Annotated in this window: 20 protein-coding genes and 2 pseudogenes; 12 read left to right on the forward strand and 10 right to left on the reverse strand. The window is 71.1% G+C overall.

Going from position 1 to position 23,527, the window contains the following annotated elements; all coding sequences use genetic code 11:
• Positions 1 to 163 precede the first annotated feature (163 nt).
• A complete protein-coding gene (locus IH68_RS0128200; protein WP_030940379.1) occupies positions 164 to 775 on the forward strand; it encodes a hypothetical protein in 612 nt (203 codons plus the stop codon).
• Between the two features lie 115 nt (positions 776 to 890).
• Positions 891 to 1,352 (forward strand): hypothetical protein, encoded by a 462-nt coding sequence (locus IH68_RS0128205; protein ID WP_030940380.1) that lies wholly within the window; start codon positions 891 to 893, stop codon positions 1,350 to 1,352.
• Here IH68_RS0128205 and IH68_RS0128210 read toward each other — a convergent pair whose 3' ends face one another.
• Positions 1,353 to 4,361, reverse strand: a complete 3,009-nt coding sequence (locus tag IH68_RS0128210) for an alpha-mannosidase (protein ID WP_030940382.1) — start codon at positions 4,359 to 4,361, stop codon at positions 1,353 to 1,355.
• 196 nt (positions 4,362 to 4,557) lie between these two features.
• On the opposite strand from IH68_RS0128210, the gene IH68_RS0128215 reads away from it, so the two are divergent.
• Positions 4,558 to 5,046 carry an ATP-binding protein gene (locus IH68_RS0128215; protein WP_037885358.1) on the forward strand — a complete coding sequence of 163 codons (489 nt, stop codon included), beginning with the start codon at positions 4,558 to 4,560 and terminating at the stop codon, positions 5,044 to 5,046.
• Positions 5,047 to 5,102: 56 nt separating this feature from the next.
• On the opposite strand, the gene IH68_RS0128220 is transcribed toward IH68_RS0128215, so the two are convergent.
• Positions 5,103 to 6,149 (reverse strand): DUF2637 domain-containing protein, encoded by a 1,047-nt coding sequence (locus IH68_RS0128220; protein ID WP_030940384.1) that lies wholly within the window; start codon positions 6,147 to 6,149, stop codon positions 5,103 to 5,105.
• Between the two features lie 302 nt (positions 6,150 to 6,451).
• Positions 6,452 to 7,249 (reverse strand): annotated as a pseudogene (locus IH68_RS50250) ((2Fe-2S)-binding protein).
• Positions 7,250 to 7,387: 138 nt separating this feature from the next.
• On the opposite strand from IH68_RS50250, the gene IH68_RS0128230 reads away from it, so the two are divergent.
• On the forward strand, positions 7,388 to 8,188 hold the full coding sequence (locus IH68_RS0128230) for a GntR family transcriptional regulator (RefSeq protein ID WP_030940385.1): 801 nt from the start codon (positions 7,388 to 7,390) through the stop codon (positions 8,186 to 8,188).
• A 60-nt stretch (positions 8,189 to 8,248) separates the two neighbouring features.
• Here IH68_RS0128230 and IH68_RS0128235 read toward each other — a convergent pair whose 3' ends face one another.
• Positions 8,249 to 9,031 carry a hypothetical protein gene (locus tag IH68_RS0128235; RefSeq protein WP_030940388.1) on the reverse strand — a complete coding sequence of 261 codons (783 nt, stop codon included), beginning with the start codon at positions 9,029 to 9,031 and terminating at the stop codon, positions 8,249 to 8,251.
• A 153-nt stretch (positions 9,032 to 9,184) separates the two neighbouring features.
• On the reverse strand, positions 9,185 to 10,885 hold the full coding sequence (locus tag IH68_RS0128240; protein ID WP_030940390.1) for a PucR family transcriptional regulator: 1,701 nt from the start codon (positions 10,883 to 10,885) through the stop codon (positions 9,185 to 9,187).
• A 344-nt stretch (positions 10,886 to 11,229) separates the two neighbouring features.
• On the opposite strand from IH68_RS0128240, the gene IH68_RS0128245 reads away from it, so the two are divergent.
• The 5 genes from IH68_RS0128245 to IH68_RS0128265 all read left to right on the forward strand — a co-directional run bounded on the left by IH68_RS0128245 (position 11,230) and on the right by IH68_RS0128265 (position 17,998).
• Entirely contained in the window at positions 11,230 to 12,120 is an 891-nt protein-coding gene (locus IH68_RS0128245) for an FAD binding domain-containing protein (protein ID WP_030940393.1), read from the forward strand.
• Complete coding sequence (locus IH68_RS0128250; protein ID WP_030940395.1) at positions 12,120 to 12,704, forward strand: (2Fe-2S)-binding protein; 585 nt, start codon at positions 12,120 to 12,122, stop codon at positions 12,702 to 12,704. The genes IH68_RS0128245 and IH68_RS0128250 overlap by 1 nt, the downstream gene beginning before the upstream one ends.
• Before the next feature lie 2 nt (positions 12,705 to 12,706).
• On the forward strand, positions 12,707 to 15,103 hold the full coding sequence (locus tag IH68_RS0128255; RefSeq protein WP_030940397.1) for a xanthine dehydrogenase family protein molybdopterin-binding subunit: 2,397 nt from the start codon (positions 12,707 to 12,709) through the stop codon (positions 15,101 to 15,103).
• A gap of 238 nt (positions 15,104 to 15,341) precedes the next feature.
• The gene (locus IH68_RS0128260) at positions 15,342 to 16,799 is read left to right on the forward strand and encodes an NCS2 family permease (protein ID WP_030940401.1); all 1,458 of its coding nucleotides are present in this window, start codon (positions 15,342 to 15,344) and stop codon (positions 16,797 to 16,799) included.
• Positions 16,800 to 16,846: 47 nt separating this feature from the next.
• On the forward strand, positions 16,847 to 17,998 hold the full coding sequence (locus IH68_RS0128265) for an XdhC family protein (RefSeq protein ID WP_030940403.1): 1,152 nt from the start codon (positions 16,847 to 16,849) through the stop codon (positions 17,996 to 17,998).
• 31 nt (positions 17,999 to 18,029) lie between these two features.
• On the opposite strand, the gene IH68_RS58335 is transcribed toward IH68_RS0128265, so the two are convergent.
• Genes IH68_RS58335 through IH68_RS0128275 form a run of 3 tightly spaced genes read right to left on the reverse strand, consistent with a single transcriptional unit; the run spans position 18,030 to position 19,039 of the window.
• Positions 18,030 to 18,227 carry a hypothetical protein gene (locus IH68_RS58335; protein WP_234341619.1) on the reverse strand — a complete coding sequence of 66 codons (198 nt, stop codon included), beginning with the start codon at positions 18,225 to 18,227 and terminating at the stop codon, positions 18,030 to 18,032.
• A gap of 54 nt (positions 18,228 to 18,281) precedes the next feature.
• A complete protein-coding gene (locus tag IH68_RS58340; protein ID WP_234341620.1) occupies positions 18,282 to 18,599 on the reverse strand; it encodes a hypothetical protein in 318 nt (105 codons plus the stop codon).
• Positions 18,599 to 19,039 (reverse strand): hypothetical protein, encoded by a 441-nt coding sequence (locus IH68_RS0128275; protein ID WP_030940405.1) that lies wholly within the window; start codon positions 19,037 to 19,039, stop codon positions 18,599 to 18,601. Before IH68_RS0128275 ends, IH68_RS58340 begins: the two co-directional genes overlap by 1 nt.
• Before the next feature lie 202 nt (positions 19,040 to 19,241).
• Here IH68_RS0128275 and IH68_RS0128280 point away from each other — a divergent pair, with 202 nt between their 5' ends.
• Together IH68_RS0128280 and IH68_RS0128285 are read left to right on the forward strand one after the other, a co-directional pair.
• On the forward strand, positions 19,242 to 20,252 hold the full coding sequence (locus IH68_RS0128280) for a DUF2278 family protein (RefSeq protein ID WP_030940406.1): 1,011 nt from the start codon (positions 19,242 to 19,244) through the stop codon (positions 20,250 to 20,252).
• A gap of 87 nt (positions 20,253 to 20,339) precedes the next feature.
• Positions 20,340 to 21,554, forward strand: coding sequence for a cytochrome P450 (locus IH68_RS0128285; RefSeq protein ID WP_030940408.1), 1,215 nt, complete (start codon positions 20,340 to 20,342; stop codon positions 21,552 to 21,554).
• Positions 21,555 to 21,571: 17 nt separating this feature from the next.
• Here IH68_RS0128285 and IH68_RS50260 read toward each other — a convergent pair.
• A pseudogene (locus IH68_RS50260) lies at positions 21,572 to 22,093 on the reverse strand (AbfB domain-containing protein); the annotation flags it as partial.
• Between the two features lie 102 nt (positions 22,094 to 22,195).
• Between IH68_RS50260 and IH68_RS0128295 the strand changes: the two are divergent.
• Positions 22,196 to 22,858, forward strand: a complete 663-nt coding sequence (locus IH68_RS0128295; protein WP_030940418.1) for a histidine phosphatase family protein — start codon at positions 22,196 to 22,198, stop codon at positions 22,856 to 22,858.
• A 32-nt stretch (positions 22,859 to 22,890) separates the two neighbouring features.
• Here the strand turns inward: IH68_RS0128295 and IH68_RS0128300 are convergent, their stop codons facing one another.
• On the reverse strand, positions 22,891 to 23,520 hold the full coding sequence (locus tag IH68_RS0128300) for a thiol:disulfide interchange protein DsbA/DsbL (protein WP_159403731.1): 630 nt from the start codon (positions 23,518 to 23,520) through the stop codon (positions 22,891 to 22,893).
• Between the last annotated feature and the right edge of the window lie 7 nt (positions 23,521 to 23,527).

The following is a 23,527-nucleotide window of genomic DNA, read 5'->3' on the forward strand; positions in this document are numbered from 1 at the left end:
CAGAAGGGCTGGGATGGTTCCACCGTCGCCGAACGGGCCTTGAGCGTTGCGCCGGGCTCCCGTGACGGCCGATGCTCTTGGTGTCGCACCGACCAGGGCCGGACCGACCAACCGGCGTCGGCGCGACATCCGACACCCATGCACTCATTCACGGGGGACATCCATGCCCAAGCGCACCCGAGCAGGCGCGCTCCTCGCCATCGCCGTCACGGGGCTGACCGCGGCGCTCGCCGGATCGGCAGCCGCCGCTCCGAAGGCGCCCGGCTTCCTCGCGGCGGCCGACCTGCCGGCGCACCCGAGCTCGTCGTGGACGGCCGGGAAGGTCACCGTCGGCGTACCGGAGGAGACGGACCGGGACACCTGCCTGCGGGCGCTGCCGGGCCACGAGTCCGCCTGGCACCGCGACTTCCGCACCGATCTCGACACGAACGCCCGGCAGATCACCGTGGTCCTGCCGGACACCCGTGCGGCCAAGCAGCTGACCTCGTGGCTGAACAAGGACATCAAGTCCTGCGCGGCCCGGATCGAGCAGCGGGACCCGGACACCGAGGCCACCGGCAAGGACTACGGGAAGCTCGCCGTGGAGGAGGGCGCCCATGTGTACGGCGTCCACACCGAGACCTCCGGGGGCGCGAGCGACGTCCGCCTGCTGTCGGTCGGCCGGGACGGCCGCACCGTCACGGTCGTGAACTGGGCCCAGCTGGGCGACTTCAGGGGCGCTCCGGTGAAGGCCTTCAAGAAGACGACCACAACGGCCGTGAACAAGCTCCACTGACCGCACGACCAGGGCCGCCCTCCCGCCTCGGGGGAGGGGAGGGTGGCCCGCAACAACACATCTCGACCACTCGATCACACTCGACTACTGGATCACTCGAAACGGGGAACCGAACATGAGCAGCAAGACCCGCACCGCCCTCACCGCCGGCCTTCTCGCCGTCGCCCTCGGCCTCGGCGCCACCGCCCAGGCCTCCGCCGGTGCCGCGCACAGCGTCAGTGGCAAGCCGTCCGACAACATCACCCGTATCGCCGACTTCTACGGCGCCTACATCGACGCGGTGACCGACGAGGACAGCGGCAACCTCGGCGAGGCGCTGCGCGCCCACTACCTCACCCCTGCCTTCCAGAAGGAACTGGCGGCCTGGGAGGACAGGGAGCACGCCGACGGCGTCCTGCGCGCCCAGAACGTCCCGCTCGCCTGGAAGGTCACCGACAACGGCAGCACCGCGAACCGCACGGAGGCCATTGTCACCCTCACGTGGAGCCGGAACTCCACCAGCAAGCTGGTGGTGGACATGGCCCGCGACAGCCGCAAGATCTTCCACATCGGCGAGAAGGCCGCGGCAGCCAAGTAGTCACGCCGGTCGCAGCCGCACCGTGAGGATCTGGAACGGCCGCAGCTCGAAGCGCAAGTCGCTTTCGTGCTGCGGCCGTTCCAGCAGGTCCGTCACCTCGGCCCGGCCCACCGGGAACCCGGGCGCCAGCGTGGCCCGCGCCCGCCCGCCCCGGGACTCGTACAGCCGTACCACCACATCCCCGCTGCGGTCCTCTGCGAGCTTCACCGACTCCACGGTCACGGCGGGGTGGTCGACACGGACCAGCGGCTCCACGACCGGCGCCTGCGCCACCCGCAGCGGCAGGTTCAGCGCGAGCCCCTCCGCGACCGCGTGCCCGACGTCCCCGCCCGGCAGCAGCGCGTACGTGAACCGGTGCGGGCCCAGATCCGTCTCGGGGTCCGGGCTGTGCGGGGCACGCAGCAGCGTCAGGCGTACGGTCGTGCCGAGGCCGCCCTCGTGCGGGGTACGGGTCACGTCGTGGCCGTACGTCGAGTCGTTGAGGACCGCCACGCCGTAGCCCTCCTCCGCGACCCTGAGCCAGCGGTGCGCGCAGATCTCGAAGCGGGCCGCGTCCCAGGACGTGTTGCTGTGCGTCGGCCGGTGGAGGTGCCCGAACTGGATCTCCGCCGTGGAGCGTTCGGCGTGCACGTCGAGCGGGAAGGCGGCCTTCAGCACCTTCTCGGACTCCTGCCAGTCGACGTCCGTGCCGATGTCGAGGCGCCGGGCACCGGCCGCGAGGCGGATCTCCTGGGTGATCCGCGACTTCCCGAACGTCCGCGTCACCCGCACCGCCGCCGTCAGCGGCCCGTCCTGCACCAGCTGCACCGACTCGACGTCCGTCAGGTCCGTGTGCCGGCGCCGGTAGTGCCGGTCGATGTCCCAGGCGTCCCAGGCGTTGGGATGGTCGGGGTGCAGCTGGAGGAGATTGCCGGGGCCGGACAGCACTTCGCGGTCGGCGGCCAGGTCGCGTACGGAGGTGAGCAGGCCGTCCGCGTCCACGACCACCCGCAGCCGGGAGTTCTCCAGCACGTGGGTGCCGCCGTCCCGTTCCGCCCGTACGGTCTCGCCCGCGCTGTCCGCCACCGGTGCGCTGCCCAGCCCCGGCACCGTCACCAGCCCTTCCCCCACGACCTCCGTCCGCCGGTACGGCGAGGCGTTGAACACCGCAGGTCCGCCCGTTCCCAGCGCGGCCACCGCCGCTGCCGTGATCATCTCCAGCTCGGCCAGCACCCGCGCGTACGTGTCCCGTGCCTCCCGGTGCACCCAGGCGATCGACGACCCGGGCAGGATGTCGTGGAACTGGTGCAGCAGCACCGTCTTCCACAGCCGGTCCAGGGCGTCGTACGGGTAGGCGTACGACGGATTGCGTACGGCCGCGGTGGTGCACCACAACTCGGCCTCGCGCAGGGCGTGTTCAGAGCGCCGGTTGCCCTGCTTGGTCTTCGCCTGGGTGGTGTACGTGGCCCGGTGCAGCTCCAGGTAGAGCTCGCCCGACCACACCGGGGCCTCGGGCCCGTACTCCTGCTCGGCGGCTGCGAAGAACGTGGACGGCTTCTCGATCCCGACCCGAGGTGAGCCCTCCAGGGAGCGCAGCCGCCGGGCCTTCTCGAGCATTTCGCGGGTCGGGCCGCCGCCCCCGTCGCCCCACCCGAACGGCACCAGCGACCGGGTGGCCCGTCCCTTCTCGGCGAAGTTGCGTTCCGCGCGGGCGAGTTCGCGGCCGTGAAACTGCGAGTTGTACGTGTCGACGGGCGGGAAGTGCGTGAAGACGCGGGTGCCGTCGATGCCCTCCCACCAGAAGGTGTGGTGGGGCATCTTGTTCGACTGGTTCCAGCTGAGTTTCTGCGTGAGGAACCATCGGATTCCGGCCAGTTTCGCGAGCTGCGGGAAGGCGGCGGTGTAGCCGAAGGAGTCCGGCAGCCAGATCTCCTCCGTCTCCACCCCGAGTTCCTCGGCGAAGAACCGCTTTCCGTGCACGATCTGCCGGGCCAGCGCCTCACCACCGGGCATGTTGGCGTCGGACTCGACCCACATCGAGCCGACGGGTGCCCAGTTGCCGTCCGCCACCACCTTCTTGATGCGCTCCCAGATGTGCGGCTGGTGCTCCTTCACCCAGGCGTACTGCTGGGCCTGTGAGCACGAGAACACCAGCTCGGGGTAGTCGGCGGCGAGCGCGGTGACGTTGGCGAAGGTGCGTGAGGCCTTGCGGACCGTCTCGCGCAGTGGCCACAGCCAGGCCGAGTCGATGTGCGCGTGCCCGGTCGCGGAGATCCGGTGCGCGCTCGCCGAGGCCGGGCGGGACAGTACGTCCGTCAGCGCGGCCCGGGCGGCGGCCGCCGTACCGGAGACGTCGTGCAGGTCGAGGGCGTCGAGCATGTCCTCCAGTGCCCGCAGGATCTCGTGTCGCCGGGGCCGGTCCATGGGCAGCTCGTGCATCAGTTCCGAAAGCACCTCGACGTCCAGCACCAACTGCCACACGGCTTCGTCGAGTACGGCGAGGTCGGCAGAGCGGAATCGGTAGACGGGCCGATCCCCGGCGGTCAGGACGTCCCCCAGGGGCGTGGGTTCGAAGCCGTGCAGCACGGCCGGATTGGCGGCCGCCTCCAGAAGCAGATGCACCGGTTCGCCTCCGCTCGCGGGGGAGCCGACGGGGAGGTGACGGTTGCGCGGGTGAATGCCCTTCAGGGGGACGCCCGCGGCGTCGTAGAGCAGTCCCTCGGCCTGGAAACCGGGCCCGTCGCCCGTGAACCCGGGGTCGATCACCGCCTCGACCCGGCGCCCGGCCCACTCCTCGGGGACCCGCCCCGTCAACCGGAACCAACTCGTCGACCAGGGCTTTCCCCAGGCCGTTCCGGTTGTGAAGGTCTCGTAGTCGGCCTGCAGCGCCTGGTCCACCGGCACCGGCTCGCCGGGCACATGCCACACGGACAGCGCCAGCGGCACGCGCTCCGCGTACTGCGCGGGCCGCACGAACTGCCCCATGGCGCGCTCCAGGCGCGCCTCCACCAGCGTTCGGTCGTCGTGCACGGCGGCTCCCTCGGCGCTCGGACGGCTGTGGTGCCTCTCTCCAAAGAGTCCCTCTACCCGGCCGGAACTGCTGCATCCGTGGCCGAACACCTGGCCGCCCGAGGATTCGACATGACTGCCGCGTGCCCAGTGGGGCATGGATCCCGTGAACGTGTTCGACAAGGAGGGGACCGACATCGGCACGCGGGCGGGGGTCATGAAGAGGCAGGCACGAGGGGGCGGTCCCATAGCGATCGGGGCCTTCTCGGCGAAGACGGAGGAAAAGACCGACGGCGACGCGGACCAGGCGCAGCCGTCCCAGATACGGAAGCTGCGGCAGAGACTGGGCCGGGCGGACCTGAAGGCGGTGCCCGAAGCACGGCGGGCGCTGCGTGAGCTGCTACGGCAGTGGGGCAGGCCCGGTCGCTCGGAGATAGCGGAGCTGCTCACCAGCGAACTCGTCACCAACGCACTCATCCACACCGACCACGACGCGGTGCTGACCGCCACCGTCGGACCCCGCGGACTGCGGGTGGAGGTGAGGGACTTCGTGGGCCGCAGGCCCAGACTGCGCGTACCGAACGCCGACGACGGCACGCACGGCCGAGGTCTGGTCCTGGTGCAGTCCCTCGCGGACGCGTGGGGAGTACGGGCGCACGGGGTGGGGAAGGTGGTGTGGTTCGAACTCGACGCCGGACCGGCGTAGCACGGGAAGGGGGGCGCGGCCCACAGGGCGCGCCCCCCTTCCCATGTACGGCCGTTCTAGCCGAACTGCTGCTCGAGGTCCTTGAGCTTGCGCTCCAGGGAGTCGAGGCGCGGCAGGGCCATGGTGTCGTCCTCCGCGGTGAGGTCGACGGTCACCGGTTCAGAGCCGGCCTTGCGGACGGGCTGCAGGGACGGGCGTGAGCGCACGGGCAGCGGTTCCGCGCTCGATATGGCAGGCTCCGCGGAGACCGAAGCGGAGGCTCGCTCCAGGGCCTGGGGCTCCACCTGACGTCCCCCGCCGCCACGGCCGATGAACCCGCGGTGGCCTCGGCTGATGGCCTTGAGCTGGGCGCGCTCCAGGCGGTCCGCCTCGCGGCGCCGCAGCCGGTTCGTCTCCTTCTGCCGCTGGTCCTCGCGCACCTCTTCGACCGCCTCGTCCAGGCTGCGCACGTTCTCCAGCAGCATCAGCGACCAGGCCTTGTAGGTCTCGCGAGGGGCCCGCAGCCAGCGGACGATACGGATCTGCGGCAGCGGACGCGGCACCAGACCCTGCTCGCGCAGCGCGGCCCGGCGGGTCTGCTTGAGTGCGCGGTCGAAGAGGACGGCCGCGGACAGGGACATGCCGGAGAAGAACTGGGGCGCACCGTCGTGACCGATGCCCCTGGGCGCGTGCACCCAGTTGAACCAGGCCGCGGCGCCCGCGAACGTCCACACAAGTATCCGGGAGCCGAGGGCCGCGTCACCGTGGCTGGCCTCGCGCACCGCGAGCACGGAACAGAACATGGCCGCACCGTCCAGGCCGAACGGCACCAGGTATTCCCAGCCGTTGGTCAGGCCGAGGTTCTGCTGGCCGAAGCCGACCAGACCGTGGAAGGAGAGGGCGGCGGCGACCGCCGCACAGCAGAACAGCAGGACATAGGAGGCGGTGCCATATATGGCCTCCTTGCGCCGGCGGCGCTCCTCGCTGCGCTCCCACGAATCGTCAGTCTTCGCGTGCTCCCCGGACCGCTTGCTGCGCGCGAGCACCGCCACCGCCGCCAGCATGCCCAGGAGCAGTACGGCGCCCGGAAGCAGCCAGTCCAGCGATATGTCGGTCAGTCTCATCTGGGGTCCCTTGCATTGGGATAGGGCGTAACGCCCGCCATAGTGGCCCAATCCCACCGGCCCTCAGGGGGTTTCGGGGCAAGAGGCCGCCAAGGAAGTGCAAGGGGATGCCCAGGGCGGCGTTCTGCTCGAACTGCCGCTTGAGGGGCGGGAGTTGAGTTCGAATAAGACTACCCGTACGGATGGTTCCACGGAAAGTTCCTGCGGCAAGTGAGGAAGTTGTGAATTGCCTGTAACCGGGCGGGCGCCTTGTTCGCGCCGATCTTACGGGACGATCCACGGCCGGTGCGCCTGAGGGTGCCTCAACTCGCGTCGGCGGCCGACAGCTTGCCCGCCCGGTCCGGGTCACAGGTGCGCGGGCAGGTGGCACAGGTGTCCTCGGGGGCGCACCGTGTAGAACATGCAGCAGCTCACCCGGTCGCGGGTGGGCAGCGGGGCCCCGTCCGGGCCGTTCAGTTCCCGGAAGGCCGCGGACCCGGCGTACGGCTTGGTGGTGCCCGGCAGCAGCGCCTCCAGTTCGCGCACGGCCCGCCGCTTCTCGCCGAGCAGCCGGGCGACGTACCAGAGCCCCTCCACCACCTCGTCGGTCACCATCCCCCACAGGGCCCGCCCGCGCCGCCGCATGGGCGGCCCGAACCGGGCGAGGATGGGTTCGAGATGCTCGGCCATCGCGGCCCGCACCTCCCCCCGCAGTGCCTCCTCGCCGTCGACGACGTGCGCGCCGGGCAGTGCCGCGGCCGGATCGCCCGGCAGGCAGGCGAAGCCTGCGGGCCGCACGGCCATGCGGCAGGAACCACGGCACGGTGATCAACAGGCAGACGGGCCACGCATGCCGATGCAGCCCGAAGCTCGCGACGGCGTCCGGCCGGGCGCGCACTCCGTAGTCGCGCAGCACCTGTGCGTCGTCCCGTGCCAGAAATGTGTCGAGACCGACCCCGCCCTCCCGGAGCGAGGCGGCGGCGACCCTTCCACCACCCGTTGCCGACGCCCACCTCCATGACGGGCGGCCCGGGGAAGACCCTGTTCAGGCGGGCGTAGGCGCCGCTGAGCGCCGAGTGGGGCGCAGGCGTGCGAGGACCACCGATCCACGTCGGATGCATGGCGACTAAGAAGGCAAGCCTACCCTTACTCGGGCTGAATGGGATTTGAACTGATGACAACTGCGCCTAAGGTGCTTGACGGACGAGTAACAACCCGCCGTAATGACCCCAAGTACCGACACGTCCGGAGGAGGACCCGTGCAGCAGAGCACCCACGGCTCCGCGGGGACGGGGATTCCGGAGGCCCGGACCGGCGGGGTGCCCCGGGTTCCGGCGCAGCCCAGGGCCCAGGACGTGGACCGGGAGCGGGGCGTCGCCGCGGGGGCCACCCGTGGTGAGCACACGCACAGTGAGCCGCCGATGCCCCGGCCCCGCCTGGTCCAGCGGGCCTCCGTGCGCGGGCAGATCCTCGACGCGCTGCGCACCGCGCTGGTCGCGGGCGAACTGACGCCCGGCGAGGTGTACTCGGCGCCCGCGCTCGGGGAGCGGTTCGGGGTCTCCGCGACGCCGGTGCGGGAGGCCATGCAGCAACTTGCCCTCGAAGGCGCCGTCGAGGTCGTGCCCAACCGGGGCTTCCGGGTGGTCGAGCGCGGCGCCCGCGAACTGGCCGAGCTGGCCGAGGTCCGCGCACTGATCGAGATCCCCGTGATGCTGCGCCTGGCCCGCACGGTGTCCGCCGAACGCTGGACCGCACTGCGCCCCCTCGCCGAGGCGACCCTCCGCGCCGCGTCCTCCGGCTGCCGCGCGACCTACGCCGAGTCCGACCGCACCTTCCACCGCGCCCTGTTCGCCCTCTCCGGCAACGAACAACTGGTCCAGATCGCCGACGACCTCCACCGCCGGGCCCAGTGGCCCCTGGTCGGCGCCCCGTCCTCCCGGGCCCGCACCGACCTCCTGACAGACGCAACCGAACACACGACCTTGCTGGACGCACTGATCGCCCGGGACCTGGACATGGTGCGGTCACTGGTGGGCGGGCACTTCGCGGGTACGTCCTGAGTGCGGTCCGGGTGGCCTTCTCTCAGCGCCGGTCGGCGTCTCTCAGGCGGGCGCCGTCGGCTAGGCCGTCGCCGCCCCGGTCGCAGGCGGCGCCAACTGCCGTGCCAACCACGTAGGCACACCCCCGAGCAACTGGAACAGCCGCCGGGCCTCCTCCCGCAGGCGCGAAGCCTCAGGCTCCGCCTCCGCATCCGCCAGGGACACCAGCGCCGGCGCCGTACCGACGAGATACCCCAGCTCCTCACGGATCCGCAGAGACTCGGCGAACCCGTGCCGCGCCTCCGCCAACTCCCCCTCCCGCAGCGCGAGTCCCGCCAGATGCCGCCAGGTGAACGAGAGCAGCAGGAGATCGCCGTGCGCGGTCGCACCCGCATGGGCGCGTCGGAACGCGGCACGCGCCGCCTGGGGCGCGTCGGCGAGGTTCTGCGCCACCAGCCCGCGCCGGAAGTCCAGCAACGCCCGCCCCGCCGTCCCCGGAGGGATCAGCGCCGCCGTCCGCCCGAGCGCGGCGCGCGCCTCGTCGGCCCGGTCCCGCACCCCCAGCAGCGTCGCTGCGTACGCCAAGTACCCGCGTTCACAAGCGGCCGCGCCCCGCTCGTCGTCGGTGTGGGCCAGCGCCTCGGCCGTACGCAGTGCGTCCTCGGCCTCCTCCCAGCCCTGTTCGGTGTACAGACACCGTTCGACCAGCAGCGCGGCCCGCTGCAGCGCGGCGTCCGCGGTGCCGGGCTGGAGCAGGGCTGCCGCGTCGGCCCAGCAGGCGCGTGAGCGCAGCCGCCATACCGCGGTCTGGAGGGGATCGTCACCAGCGGTCGTTCCGTTACCAGACATGGCGGTATGCGCCACGTTGCCCTCCCCGAGCACGCCATCGAGCTATGAGTGGTGGCGGCATCTCAGCACGAATCGCAGCGCCCGGCCAAGGGGGTGGGTGAAGGATTTCACAAAGTCGTGGGACAGCGACGGCACTTGGTGCCTCTCCCGTGGCATGCCCCGGTGACCTCAGCTCATCCGCAACGCCAGGAAGAAATCAAGCTTGTCCTCCAGCCGCGACAGGTCACGGCTCGTCAACTGCTCGATCCGCCCGACCCGGTAGCGCAGCGTGTTGACGTGCAGGTGCAGCCGGGTCGCGCAGCGCGTCCAGGAGCCGTCGCAGTCGAGGAACGCCTCCAGGGTGGGGATCAGCTCGGCGCGGTGCCGGCGGTCGTAGTCCCGCAGCGGGTCCAGCAGCCGCGCGGTGAACGCCCGCCGCACGTCGTCCGGGACGAACGGCAGCAGCAGGACGTGCGAGGCCAGTTCCTGGTGGCCCGCCGCGCACACCCGCCCGGGCCGCGCCGCCGCCACCCGCCGCGCGTGCCGGGCCTCCTCCAGCGCCCCGCGCAGCCCCTCCGCCGAGTGCACGGCCGCGCTGACGCCCAGCGTGACCTGCCCGTCGCCGTCCAGACCGGCCGACAGCGGGTCCCGTACGGACTCCAGCAGCGCATCCGCGAGGATGCCGGACTCCGAGCCGTCGTGCTCGGTGGAGACGGCCGGCAGCGGTACGAGTGCGATGGCCTCGTCGCCCGTGTGGGCCACGGCGATGCGGTCGGAGGGCTCGGGACCCGTGGCGAGCGGGTCGACGAGGATCTCCTCCAGGAGCGACTGGGCGACCGGCCCCGCCTCGATCTGGCCACCCTCCCACTCGACCCGGGCCACGACCACCTGCCAGTGCGGGGCGGCCCCCAGGCCGGGCAGCAGCACCGGGGCGGCCACCCGCAGCCGGGCGGCGATCTCGGCGGGCGCGGCACCCGTCTGCACCAGCTCCAGGACCTCCTGCGCCAGCCGCCTGCGCACCGTGCGCGCCGCGTCCCGGCGGTCCCGCTCGACCGAGATCAGCTGGGTGACGCCCTGGAGCAGGTCCAGGCGCTCCGCGGGCCAGTCCCCGGCGTCCGCCTCGACGGCCAGCAGCCAGTCCGACAGGACCGTCTCGCGGACGTCCCGGAAGGCCTGCGGGGAGCGCCCTGCCCCGGCCGCCACCGGGCGGTGCCCCGAGCTGCGGATCGGGAAGAGGCTGTACGTGGCCGGACCGAGCGTCACACGGTGGGGTCCGCGGCGGCCCGTGCGGGCGGCGGCGAGGTGCTCGGCGGCCAGCTCGGCGCAGGTGTCGGCGGGCAGCCCGGAGCCGGCGACCTTCGGGCCCGCGATCAGCCGCCCGGTGGGGGACAGCACCCAGGCCCGCAGGTCCAGGTCGGAACCGAGCAGGTCGAGGACCACGTCCGGGCCGCCGCCCGCCGGGCCGGAGGTCATCATCCGCCGGTGCCGGTCGACGACGGCCGCGAGGTCCCCGGCGCGCTCCCCGGACACCTGCCGTACCACGTGCTCGGTGATCGTCGCGAACGCCACCGACTCGTGCACCGCGAACAGCGGCAGGCGGTGCCGGGCGCAGGCCACGACCAGGTCGTCCGGGATGTCCCCGAGCTCCGCCTCGCCGGCGGCCAGCGCGACCACCCCGGCCTGCGCCAGGATCCGTACGAATGCCTCGGAGTCGTCGGCGTCGCGGCGCCAGGCCAGCCCCGTGAGGACCAGCTCCCCGCCCGAGAGGTAGCGGCTGGGGTCCCTGAGGTCGGTGGTCATCACACCGCGTACGGTGCGGTCCAGCTCGTCCTCGCCGCCGAGCAGCCGCAGGCCCAGCGCGTCGGTGTCCAGCAGTGCGCGCAGCCGCATTCTCGTCGCCGCCGTTCTTTGTCTCGAAATCTACGATGAGTCGTGAGGATGGTCGGTGGGAGGAGCCCGGCGACCGGTGCGCACGGCGCATCCTTTGATTGCCAGGCTGTTTCCTGCGTTTCTACAGGAAAACGAAGAGGTTACTGATGACCTCCGTTCATACGAATCTACAAGATGCCCGGCCTGGCCAGCCAACTCCTTCATGGTTTCCGTGACTGACCTGGGTGGAGCACGGCGCTGTGTACTGGCTCCACTCCGCGTAAACAGCACATGAACAAGCCGGGCCCGCCGCACCAGATCTGGCTTGATCCGTACGACTCACGAGACGAAGAAGAGAGCCGGTCATGGACTTCCTTCGCCCCGCCAGCTGGGAGGAGGCGCTCGCCGCCAAGGCTGAGCACCCCACCGCTGTGCCCATTGCGGGCGGCACCGATGTGATGGTCGAGATCAACTTCGACCACCGCCGGCCCGAGTACCTGCTCGACCTGAACCGCATCGGCGACCTCTACGAGTGGGAGGTCGGCGACGACACCGTGCGGCTGGGTGCCTCCGTCCCGTACTCGAAGATCATGGAGAGCCTCCGCGCCGAGCTGCCGGGGCTCGCCCTCGCCTCGCACACGGTCGCCTCCCCGCAGATCCGCAACCGCGGCGGCGTAGGCGGCAACCTCGGCACCGCCTCCCCGGCCGGCGACGCCCACCCCGCGCTGCTCGCGGCGGGCGCCGAGGTCGAGGTCGAGTCGGTGCGCGGCTCCCGGCTGATCCCGATCGACGAGTTCTACACCGGCGTGAAGCGCAACGCGCTCGCCGCCGACGAGCTCATCAAGAGCGTGCACATCAAGAAGGCCGACGGCCCGCAGCAGTACTCCAAGGTCGGCACGCGCAACGCGATGGTCATCGCCGTGTGCGCCTTCGGGCTCGCCCTGCACCCCGAGACCCGTACGGTCCGCACCGGCATCGGCTCGGCCGCCCCGACCCCCGTCCGGGCGAAGGCCGCGGAGGAGTTCCTGAACGCGGCGCTCGAAGAGGGCGGCTTCTGGGACAACGGAAAGATCATCACCCCGTCGGTCGCCAAGCAGTTCGCGGAGCTGTGCTCCGGCGCCTGCAACCCGATCGACGACGTCCGGGGCACGGCGAGCTACCGCCGGCACGCGGTGGGCGTCATGGCGCGCCGCACGCTGACCTGGACGTGGGAGTCGTACCGCGGCGCCCGCCGCACCACCGAGGGAGCTGCGTAATGCGCGTCAACTTCACCGTCAACGGACGTCCGCAGGAAGCCGACGACGTCTGGGAGGGCGAGTCCCTGCTGTACGTCCTGCGTGAGCGCCTGGGTCTGCCCGGTTCAAAGAACGCCTGCGAGCAGGGCGAGTGCGGGTCCTGCACGGTCCGTCTGGACGGCGTGCCCGTGTGTGCCTGCCTGGTGGCCGCCGGTCAGGTCGAGGGCCGTGAGGTCGTGACCGTCGAGGGTCTGGCGGACTTCGCCAAGCAGCGCGCCGAGCACGGCGGTTGCGCCTCAGGTGCCTGCGGTACGTCGTTGCAGGACTCCCAGCAGTGGGCCGCCAAGGGCCAGGACTCGCAGACCGGTGAGGGCACCGAACTCTCCCCGATCCAGCAGGCGTTCATCGACGCCGGCGCCGTCCAGTGCGGCTTCTGCACCCCGGGTCTGCTGGTCGCCGCCGACGAGATGCTCGAGCGCAACCCGAACCCGACCGACGCGGACATCCGCGAGGCCCTGTCGGGCAACCTGTGCCGCTGCACGGGCTACGAGAAGATCATGGACGCGGTCCGTCTGGCGGCCGCCCGGCAGGGAGAGGCGGTCTGACGATGCCCACCAACGGTGCTCCACTCGGCACTCCCACCAAGGTCACCCAGGGTTCGAAGACCAAGGGCGGCATCGGCGAGTCCACGCTCCGCCCGGACGGCACCCTCAAGGTCACCGGCGAGTTCGCGTACTCGTCCGACATGTGGCACGAGGACATGCTCTGGGGCCAGATCCTGCGCTCCACCGTCGCCCACGCGGAGATCGTGTCCATCGACACGAGCGAGGCGCTGAAGACGCCGGGCGTGTACGCCGTCATGACGTACGACGACCTGCCGACCGAGGTGAAGAACTACGGCCTGGAGATCCAGGACACCCCGGTGCTCGCGCACGGCAGGGTACGCCACCACGGTGAGCCGGTCGCCATCGTCGCCGCGGACCATCCGGAGACCGCGCGCCGCGCCGCCGCCAAGATCAAGGTCGACTACCGCGAACTCCCGGTCATCACCGACGAGGCCTCCGCGACCGCGCCGGACGCGATTCTCATCCACGAGAACCGCGACGACCACCACATCGGCCACGTCCCGCACCCGAACATCGTCCACCGCCAGCCGATCGTGCGCGGCAACGCCGAAGAGGCCGCCAAGAAGGCCGACTTCATCGTCAGGGGCGAGTACACCTTCGGCATGCAGGACCAGGCCTTCCTCGGTCCCGAGTCCGGTCTCGCGGTCCCCTCGGAGGACGGCGGTGTCGACCTCTACATCGCCACCCAGTGGCTCCACTCCGACCTGCGCCAGATCGCCCCGGTCCTGGGCCTGCCCGAGGACAAGGTCCGGATGACGCTCGCCGGTGTCGGCGGCGCCTTCGGCGGCCGCGAGGACCTGTCGATGCAGATCCACGCCTGTCTGCTCGCGCTGCGCACCGGCAAGCCGGTCAAGATCGTCTACAACCGCTTCGAGTCCTTCTTCGGGCACGTGCACCGCCACCCCGCCAAGCTCTACTACGAGCACGGGGCGACCAAGGACGGCAAGCTCACCCACATGAAGTGCCGGATCGTCCTGGACGGCGGCGCCTATGCCTCCGCCTCCCCGGCCGTCGTCGGCAACGCCTCCTCGCTCTCCGTCGGCCCGTACGTCATCGACGACGTCGACATCGAGGCCATCGCCCTCTACACCAACAACCCGCCCTGCGGCGCCATGCGCGGCTTCGGCGCGGTCCAGGCGTGCTTCGCCTACGAGGCGCAGATGGACAAGCTCGCCGACAAGGTGGGCATGGACCGGGTGGAGTTCCGTCAGCTCAACGCGATGGAGCAGGGCACGATCATGCCGACCGGACAGCCGGTCGACTCGCCCGCCCCGGTCGCCGAACTCCTGCGCCGCGTCAAGGCGATGCCCATGCCGCCGGAGCGCCAGTGGGAGTCCAGCGAGGGCTCCGACGTACGGCAGCTGCCCGGCGGTCTGTCCAACACCACCCACGGCGAAGGCGTCGTGCGCGGTGTCGGCTATGCGGTCGGCATCAAGAACGTCGGTTTCTCCGAGGGCTTCGACGACTACTCCACCGCCAAGGTCCGCATGGAGGTCGTCGGCGGCGAGCCGGTCGCCACCGTCCACACGGCCATGGCGGAGGTCGGCCAGGGCGGTGTCACCGTCCACGCGCAGATCGCCCGCACCGAGCTGGGCGTCGCGCAGGTGACGATCCAACCGGCGGACACACAGGTCGGTTCCGCCGGCTCGACGTCCGCCTCGCGGCAGACGTACGTCACCGGTGGCGCCGTCAAGAACTCCTGCGAGCTGGTGCGCGAGAAGGTCCTGGAGATCGGGCGCCGCAAGTTCGGCACGTACCACCCGGCCTGGGCCACCGCGGAACTCCTGCTGGAGGGTGGCAAGGTCGTCACCGACGGCGGCGAGGTCCTCGCCGACCTGGCCGACGTGCTGGAGGGCGAGACCGTCGAGATCGAGGCCGAGTGGCGGCACCGCCCCACCGAGGCCTTCGACCTGCGCACCGGCCAGGGCAACGGGCACGTCCAGTACTCCTTCGCCGCGCACCGCGCCGTCGTCGAGGTCGACACCGAGCTCGGCCTGGTCAAGGTCATCGAGCTGGCCTGCGCCCAGGACGTCGGCAAGGCGCTCAACCCGCTGTCCGTCCTCGGCCAGATCCAGGGCGGCACCCTCCAGGGCATGGGCATCGCGGTGATGGAGGAGATCATCGTCGACCCCAAGACCGCGAAGGTCAGGAACCCCTCCTTCACGGACTACCTGCTGCCGACCATCCTCGACACGCCGATCATCCCGGTCGACGTGCTCGAACTCGCCGACGACCACGCCCCGTACGGGCTGCGGGGCATCGGCGAGGCCCCCACCCTGTCGTCCACTCCGGCCGTCCTCGCGGCGATCCGGAACGCGACCGGGCTGGAGCTCAACCGCACGCCGGTACGTCCGGAGCACCTGACCGGAACGGCGTAGGCACCGTCTCTCCGGGCGGCGCCGGGAACGTCACACTTCGCCGCGCCGCCCGGAGTACTCAAGCACCGCACCGCTCGCGGCACTTGAAGCACCACAGCACCACGGCACCACCGTCAGTACCAGAGAGTTCGTTCGTCTCGGGCCGTCCCCCGGGTCGTGCGGCCGAAGCACCTTCCCAAATCCCGCAAACCCATAGAACAACCGCGGGTGCCCCTGTGAACCTTGGGAGTAGGCCCACATGACCCAGCAGTCACTTGAGCCGTCGACCACCGCCGACGATGCGGGTGAAGGAACCCGTATCCCGGCCGGCAGGTCCTGGCTCGACCGGTACTTTCACATATCCAAGCGAGGATCCACGGTCGCGCGCGAGGTGCGCGGCGGCATCACCACCTTCATGGCGATGGCGTACATCCTCCTGCTCAACCCCCTGATCCTGTCCGGCAAGGACGCGGCGGGGGACACGCTCGGCCAGAAGGCCCTCATCACCGCGACCGCGTTCGCGGCGGCCTTCACCACGCTGCTGATGGGCTTCTTCGGCAAGGTGCCGCTCGCCCTGGCCGCCGGCCTCTCCGTCTCCGGTGTGCTCTCCTCGCAGGTCGCGCCCCAGATGACCTGGCCGCAGGCCATGGGCATGTGCGTGATGTACGGCGTCGTCATCATGCTGCTGGTCGTCACCGGCCTGCGCGAGATGATCATGAATGCGATTCCGCTCGCGCTCAAGCACGCGATCACCATGGGCATAGGCCTGTTCGTCGCCCTGATCGGCCTGGTCAAGGCGGGCTTCGTGCACCAGGGCAAGGCGACCCCGGTCACCCTCGGCCCGACCGGTGAACTCGCCGGCTGGCCGGTGCTGCTCTTCGCGGCGACCCTCCTCGTCATCTTCATGCTCCAGGCGCGCGCCGTCCCCGGCGCCATCCTGATCGGCATCGTCGGCGGCACCGTGATCGCCGTACTGCTCAACGCACTTGGCGTCATCGACCCCAAGCAGTGGGCCAGCGGGGCTCCCGAACTGCACGGCAGCGCGGTGTCCATGCCGGACTTCTCGATCTTCGGGAAGGTCGAGTTCGGCGGCTGGGGCAGCGTGGGCGCGATGACGGTCGGCATGATCGTGTTCACGCTGGTGCTCGCCGGTTTCTTCGACGCGATGGCCACCATCATCGGCGTCGGCACCGAGGCCAAGCTGGCCGACGAGCAGGGCCGGATGCCGGGCCTGTCCAAGGCGCTGTTCATCGACGGCGCGGGCGGCGCGATCGGCGGCATCGCGGGCGCCTCCGGCCAGACCGTGTTCGTCGAGTCCGCCACGGGCGTCGGCGAGGGGGCCCGTACCGGTCTCTCCTCCGTCGTCACCGGACTGTTCTTCGCGGCCTGTCTGTTCTTCACCCCGCTGACGGCGATCGTCCCCGGTGAGGTCGCGGCCGCGGCCCTCGTGGTCATCGGCGCCATGATGATGATGAACGCCCGCCATGTGGACTGGGCCGACCGCGCCACCGCCATCCCGGTCTTCCTGACCGTCGTGATCATGCCCTTCACGTACTCCATCACGGCGGGCGTCGCGGCCGGAGTCATCTCCTACGTCGCCATCAAGATCGCCCAGGGCAAGGCACGGGAGATCGGGGCGTTCATGTGGGGGCTGACGGTGATCTTCCTGGTGTACTTCGCCCTCAACCCGATCGAGAGCTGGATGGGCGTCCACTAGACGTCCTTGAATGGCCCTCCACACCAACCCCGTTAGGAGACCGAGAGATGCTGGACATCGCCGAGGAGCTGAACCGGTGGGTCGAGCAGGGACGTGACTTCGCCGTGGCCACCGTGGTGGCCGTCGGCGGCAGCGCACCCCGCCAGCCGGGCGCCGCCCTCGCGGTGGACGCCGACGGCACGGCGATCGGCTCGGTCTCCGGCGGCTGTGTGGAGGGCGCCGTGTACGACCTGTGCCAACAGGCGCTTCAGGACGGCGAAACCGTCCTGGAGCGCTTCGGGTACAGCGACGAGGACGCCTTCGCAGTCGGCCTGACCTGCGGCGGCATCATCGACATCCTCGTCACGCCGGTACGGGCCGGTGATCCCGCCCGCCCGGTGGTCGCGTCCGCGCTGGCCGCCGCCGCCCGTGGGGAGGCGGCGGCGGTGGCGCGGATCGTGTCGGGACCGGCCGAACTTCGGGGCCGGGCGCTCGTGGTGCGCTCCGACGGCTCGTACGAGGGCGGCTTCGGCGCACATCCGGAACTGGACCGCACGGTGGTCGGGGAGGCGGCGGCCTTCCTGGACGCCGGGCGGACCGGCACCCTGGAGATCGGTGAGCAGGGCTCACGCTGCGGAGCCCCGCTCACGGTCCTGGTGGAGTCCTCCGTCCCCCCGCCCCGGATGATCGTGTTCGGTGCGATCGACTTCGCGTCCGCGCTGGTGCGGATCGGCAAGTTCCTGAACTACCACGTGACGGTGTGCGACGCGCGCCCCGTCTTCGCGACGAGGACCCGCTTCCCGGAGGCGGACGAGATCGTCGTCGAGTGGCCCCACAAATACCTCGAGCAGACCTCCGTGGACGCCCGCACCGTCCTGTGCGTCCTCACCCACGACGCCAAGTTCGACATACCGCTGCTGCAGCTGGCCCTGCGCCTCCCGGTGGCCTACGTCGGCGCAATGGGCTCCCGCCGCACCCACCTGGACCGCAACGAACGCCTCCGCGAAGTCGGCGTCACCGAACTGGAGCTGGCACGCCTGCGATCCCCGATCGGCCTGGACCTCGGCGCGCGTACACCTGAGGAGACGGCCCTGTCGATCGCCTCGGAGATCGTCGCCAACCGGCGGGGCGGCAGCGGGGTTTCGCTCACCGGGGCACACACGCCGATCCATCGCGACACGGCGTCCGAACCGGCGGGGCGGATCGGGTCGGTGGCCTGAGAGCCGCTGCACGTGCCCGCCGGCCGTCGGCTCAGTCGTCCTGTGCCCGCAGCACGAAGACGCGCAGCCCGTCCGGCTCCAGGTCGTACCAGTGTCCCCGGCTCCAGCCACCCAGAAGGCTGCCGGCCTCGGCAGCTGTGAGCCCGATGCAGCGAAGCTCCTCGGGCAGCCGCTGAGCCGGCGATGTCGTGACCACCCATGCCCCGCCGGGCGCCAACAGTCCGCGCACGCGCTCGGCGGCCCGCCTTTTTGTCCGCCATGAACGCGAAGACGAGCCGCATGGTCACCAATTGAAGGCCGCACGCGGCAGGCGCGCCGTCGCGTCCTCGAAGTCCAGCCGGGCGGCCTCCAACCGAGGCTCCAGGTCCGCGTACCGGTCCCGCGTCGCCGCCGCGTCGGCCCAGTCGACGGCCAGGGTGCGGTAGCCGAGGCCGGTCAGTGCGGCGGCGTACGTGCCCAGGCCGCAGCCGACGTCCAGGGCCCGGGCTCCGCGGGCCGGTCGTAACGCCTCGCCGAGCAGACGTGTCTCGCGGGCGTCGGCGCGGAGCAAGCCGTTGCCCGCCGCGAAGTGGTCCTCCCAGTGGTCCCGGCCGGCGGGCATCACGGCATCCTGAGGAGGCGGTTCGCCGCTCGCCCGAAGACGTACCGGGCCGCCCGCAGGGGGAGCGGGTCGAGGAACCCCGGCAGCAGCCGGACCCCGAGCTCCTCCCGCCAGACCACCCGGCTGCGGCCCCCGGGCCCCGGCCGCACCTCGATCTCCGCCCAGCCTGTCACGACCCGTCCCCGCTTCTCCAGCCGGCACAGACCAGGTGCGTCGTCCGTCGGCGGCCGCCACACCGTGACCTCCATCCGGTCGTCGAAGGCGAGCGGCCCGAGTCCCGAACGGGCCACGACCACCGTGCCCTCGCGGGTCGGCGGGGGAGTGGTCACCGTGACGCGGGTCAGCGGGACCACTTCGCCGTGCCGGGGCCACTCGGTCAGGCGGCGCCACGCCTCGTCGAGAGGGAGCGGTGCCGTGCGTTCGAGGAGGAAGTTGACCACGTAACGAATCGTAAGGAATCAAGGCTGCTCAGAGGGGTGTTCATCCGCACGTCACGCACTTGGCCCAGCGGCGTAATGCCGGAAGGCGTAGACAGGACGGTGGCTGCGGAATGCCGCAAGGGTGGGGTCACATAAGTCCCATCCCCCTACCATTCCTCACATGGGCGGGCAATCCGCCTGCCCCCGGGGGAAGTTGGACGTCATGCCACTCAAAGCCTACGGCGTGCTGATCGCACGCGCGGTCGACACCCGGCGCGAGGGCGCCACGAACACACCGCACTACCAGATCCACCTCCAGGACGACGCCGGCACGAACTACCGCGCCGCCGTCAACGTCCTCTCCCAGGAACGCCCCTCCGAGCTGCTGTACCTGGTTGACGAGGACCTCCGGCACCCGGTCACCGCCCGTCTGGACGGCCTGCCGAGCGGCTGGAACACCCTGCCGCCCGGCCCCGGCGGCCCGAACCTCGACTTCGTGCGCGGCAACCTCTTCGACCCGGCGAAGATGCGCACCCTGCCCCCGGACGTCTCCGGTCCCGACAACGACCTGGCCGACCTCCTGGACCACTACGTACGCCGCGCGGTCGACGACCGGCAGGCCCGGCTGTACGTCTTCGGCGAGCGCTTCGGCCCCGAACCGGCCGTCAAGGACAAGGTGTTCGGCTTCCTGCCCGGCAACGGCGTCCACGACATCCACATGAACCAGGGCAACAGCCGGAAGTTCCAGGGCGACGACGGCGTCTGGCAGGACGGCGGGCTGCTCCTGCACTTCCCGGCGCAGGAACGCTGGGTCGGCGTCTTCCTCGCCTTCCAGAGCCAGTCCTGGCACACGGACGACGTGACCGGGCATTCCCAGGACGACGTCGACGGCAATCGCCCGCAGCCGGGCACCCAGCCCGTCCGGATCGTCGCGGCGTTGGTCAACCCGGCCGGCCCGGCGCCCGAGTCGGAGACGGTGACCCTGCTCAACGCCTCGCCCGCCCAGGTCGATCTGACCGGCTGGCACCTCGTCGACCGCATCGGCCAGGGCTCCGCCGTGCCACCCGGGCCGCTCGCCGCCGGAGCCTGTCTGCTCGTTCCTCTGATCGGCGGCGCCCAACTCGGCAACCACGGCGGCGAGATCACCCTGAAGAACGCCGACGGCCTCAAGGTGCACGGGGTGTCATACACCGCTGAGCAGGCCGCCCGCGAAGGCTGGTCCGTGGTGTTCTGACGGCACCCGGAAGCCCTCTACCGCACTCGCACACCCGTACGGCACGATGAGCCCGACCCGCACCACCGCCGGCCGGGAGGGTGTCCCGTGGACCGTGAACTGCACGGCAGGCTCGACGAGTTGCAGCGTGACCCCTACCCGCACTACGAGCGGGCGCGACATGCCGAGGGCCTGACGTACGTCGCCGAGCTCGACGCGTGGCTGGTCGCCCGGGACGCCGACGTACGGGAAGTCCTGCGCCGGCCCGAGGACTTCTCGTCGGCGAACGCCCTTGTCCCCGACGTGCTGCCCGGGCCCGCCGCACTCGCCGTCCTCGGCGGCGGGTTCGGCGGGCGGCCCGTCGTCGTCACCGCCGACGGCGCCCGGCATCAGCAGCTACGGGCGCCGATCGTCCGCGGGCTCTCACCGGCGCGTGTCGCGGCCGTGCTGCCGTACGCCGCCGAGCGGGCCGCAGCCCTGGTCGACGCCTTCGTGAAGGACGGGCACGTCGAGCTGATGTCGGCGTATGCCGGGAAGCTGCCCGGAGACGTCATCGGCCGTGTCGTCGGCCTCGACCCCGCCGACGTGCCCGCCGTCGTGCACGGCGGCCATCGCGCCGAGGAACTGCTGTTCCGCCCCCTGGCGGAGGACGAGCAGATCGCCGCGGCCGAGGACGTGGTCGCGATGCAGCACATCCTCGACCGGTACGCCCGGGAGCGGCACGCCGCGCCCCGCGAGGATCTCTGCACGGAGCTCGTCACCTCGGTCGTCGGCGAGGGCGAGCTCACCCTGGAACACCGGCACGAACTCGTCGCCCATCTCCAGAACCTGCTGATCGCCGGGCATCTGACGACGACTGCCCTCATCGGAACGGCCGTTCTGCACCTGCTCCGGCACCCCCGCCAGTGGGAGCTGCTGTGCGCCGAGCCCGAGCGCATCGCGGCGGCCGTCGAGGAGGCCGCCCGCCATGACAGCGCCTTGCAGGGTTTCCGCCGTGTCACCACCGGTCCGGTCACCCTCGCCGGTACCGAACTCCCGCCCGGTGCAACGCTGTTCGTGGCTTTCGGCGCCGCCAACCGGGACTCCGCCCGGCACCCCCGCCCCGACGAGTTCGACATCACCCGCACCCCCGGCCGCCACCTCGCCTTCGGCTACGGCGTGCACGGCTGCCCCGGCTCCCAGCTCGCCCGCGAGCAACTCCGCCTCACCCTGGCGGAGTTGACCCGCAGGCTGCCGGGCCTGCGACTGGCGGACGACCGTCCGGTCACCATGCGGCCGACGATGATCCACCGGTCACCGGAGAGCCTGCACCTCACCTGGTGACGCGCAGCTCTGTCCGGCTACTGGCCGTAGAACGTGGCGTCCCCCTTGTCCGTGGCCGTGCTCGGGGTCTGCACGTACAGCAGGTAGTTGTAGTGCCGGATGCAGCGCCCGGCGTAGTTGTACGACTCGTAGGAGATCCCGGCGGAGTCGGCGAGACCGGCCCGCTGGTAGAACGTCGCGTCGGAGGCGAACGTCGTCGTCCCGTCGTTCTTCTCCAGCCACACCTCGAAGTTCTTGTGCCGCAGGTAGTAGCCGGGGTGGTCGGCCGACTCCAGCGAGACGGTGCCGCTGCCCGCCAGGCCCGTCACGACCCGGAACTGCGAGTCCGCGAGCGGGCTGACGTTCGCCTCGATGCGGGCGCGGTAGTCGTAGTGCCGGATGAAACGGTCCGGGTAGTTGTACGAGGAGAAGCGCTGAGGGGTGACCCCGTCGGCGACGGGGATGCCGAAGTCGGGGGTGCCGTCCGCCTTCCAGTAGATCTTCTGGACGCGGGTGCGGCGGTTGGGGTCGTTGAGCGGGTCGCCGGTGATGTCCTTGTACCGCCCGCGACTGCATGACAGGGCCGTCGGCTACCTTGACCGACGTCGACGCCCGACGATCCGCCGTAACGACCGCCGAGATGCGGGAAGCAGGAACACCGTATGCCGCTCATCTGCCTCGTCCGCCACGGCCAGGCCTCCTTCGGTGCGCAGGACTACGACGCGCTGTCGGCCCTGGGCCGCGAACAGGGCACCGCCGTCGGCAGGGAACTCGCCCGCCGCGGCCTGCGCGACCCGCAGGTCGTCTCCGGCACGCTCACCCGCCAGCGCGACACCGCCCAACTCCTCGCCGAAGCTGCGGGTTTCGAAAAGCCCTCCCCCGAGGATCCGCGCTGGAACGAGTACGACCACACCAGCCTGCTGTCCCGCTACCCCCAGCACCCGGGGTCCGACGACCAGGCGGACTCCCGGGCAGTGCAAGTGGTCCTCGACCGGGCCCTGGGGCGGTGGATCGAGGACGCCGCCGAGACGGGCCCCACCGGCTGGACGGCGTTCGCGGGCGGCGCGAGCGCGGCGCTGGCCGAGTTGACCACGACCCTCGGCCAGGGCCGCGACGCGGTCGTGGTCACCTCGGGCGGCGTCCTCGCCGCGCTCTGCGGCACCCTGCTGTCGCTGCCGCCCGCCTCGGTGGTCGCCCTCAACCGCGTCGTCGTGAACGCCTCCGTCACCACCCTCGTCGTGGGCGGCTCCGGGACCAACCTCCTCACCTTCAACGACCACGCCCACTTCACCGGCGACGGCCGCCGACTGCTCACCTACCGCTGAGCTGTAGGAGCCCCCGCCGCTTCGACGGTCGCTCAGTGGTGCGGTTGGGCGTGATAGAGGTGGTCCAGCACCGAGACGGTGTCGGCGGCACTGCCGACCAGCATGGGGGTGGTGCGGAAACGTCCGCCCACGACCACAGTGGGCATTTCGGTCACCTGGTAGTGCTCACGGAGCGCGGGCGCCGCCTCGACGGAGGCGTCGACCTCCTTGGACGTGTAAGCCGCTCGTACCGCCGCCACGTCGAGCCCCTCTGCCGCCGCCCATCTCACGACAGTCCGCTCGGAGGTGAGCTCCTTGCCCTCCTCCCGCACGGCCTGGAACACGGGAAGCGCCTCCTTCTCCGCGAGGTGGAGCTTGTCCAGCGTGTAGAACAGGCGGGCGTACGCGACCATGTCGGTCTGGTCCGCCCAGACTGCGGGGATTCGCACCAGCTTCACCGCGGGGTGCTGCTGTGCGGCCCAGTCCTCCAACGGCTTCTCGAGCTCGTAGGAGTGCGGGCAGTCGTAGTAGAACACCTCCGCCACTTCCCGGGGGGCGACACCGGTGACCCGGTGCTTGAGCTTGAGGTACTGCTCGCCCTCCTTCGGCTGGCCGTCGGCGGCACCGAGCAGACAGGTCAGGACGGTCGACAGCGCGAACAGGCGCATGATCTTCTTCTTCATGGCGGCC

The organism is Streptomyces sp. NRRL S-646 (genome assembly GCF_000720765.1).
Taxonomy (GTDB): Bacteria; Actinomycetota; Actinomycetes; order Streptomycetales; family Streptomycetaceae; genus Streptomyces.

Excerpts from the sequence above, each read along its gene's own strand:
- IH68_RS0128200 (WP_030940379.1), top strand. The coding sequence starts at position 164 with ATGCCCAAGCGCACCCGAGCAGGCGCGCTCCTCGCCATCGCCGTCACG.
- IH68_RS0128205 (WP_030940380.1), top strand. The coding sequence starts at position 891 with ATGAGCAGCAAGACCCGCACCGCCCTCACCGCCGGCCTTCTCGCCGTC.
- IH68_RS0128215 (WP_037885358.1), top strand. The coding sequence starts at position 4,558 with ATGAAGAGGCAGGCACGAGGGGGCGGTCCCATAGCGATCGGGGCCTTC.
- IH68_RS0128220 (WP_030940384.1), bottom strand. The coding sequence starts at position 6,149 with ATGAGACTGACCGACATATCGCTGGACTGGCTGCTTCCGGGCGCCGTA.
- IH68_RS0128240 (WP_030940390.1), bottom strand. The coding sequence starts at position 10,885 with ATGCGGCTGCGCGCACTGCTGGACACCGACGCGCTGGGCCTGCGGCTG.
- IH68_RS0128245 (WP_030940393.1), top strand. The coding sequence starts at position 11,230 with ATGGACTTCCTTCGCCCCGCCAGCTGGGAGGAGGCGCTCGCCGCCAAG.
- IH68_RS0128250 (WP_030940395.1), top strand. The coding sequence starts at position 12,120 with ATGCGCGTCAACTTCACCGTCAACGGACGTCCGCAGGAAGCCGACGAC.
- IH68_RS0128255 (WP_030940397.1), top strand. The coding sequence starts at position 12,707 with ATGCCCACCAACGGTGCTCCACTCGGCACTCCCACCAAGGTCACCCAG.
- IH68_RS0128260 (WP_030940401.1), top strand. The coding sequence starts at position 15,342 with ATGACCCAGCAGTCACTTGAGCCGTCGACCACCGCCGACGATGCGGGT.
- IH68_RS0128265 (WP_030940403.1), top strand. The coding sequence starts at position 16,847 with ATGCTGGACATCGCCGAGGAGCTGAACCGGTGGGTCGAGCAGGGACGT.
- IH68_RS58340 (WP_234341620.1), bottom strand. The coding sequence starts at position 18,599 with ATGCCCGCCGGCCGGGACCACTGGGAGGACCACTTCGCGGCGGGCAAC.
- IH68_RS0128280 (WP_030940406.1), top strand. The coding sequence starts at position 19,242 with ATGCCACTCAAAGCCTACGGCGTGCTGATCGCACGCGCGGTCGACACC.
- IH68_RS0128295 (WP_030940418.1), top strand. The coding sequence starts at position 22,196 with ATGCCGCTCATCTGCCTCGTCCGCCACGGCCAGGCCTCCTTCGGTGCG.
- IH68_RS0128300 (WP_159403731.1), bottom strand. The coding sequence starts at position 23,520 with ATGAAGAAGAAGATCATGCGCCTGTTCGCGCTGTCGACCGTCCTGACC.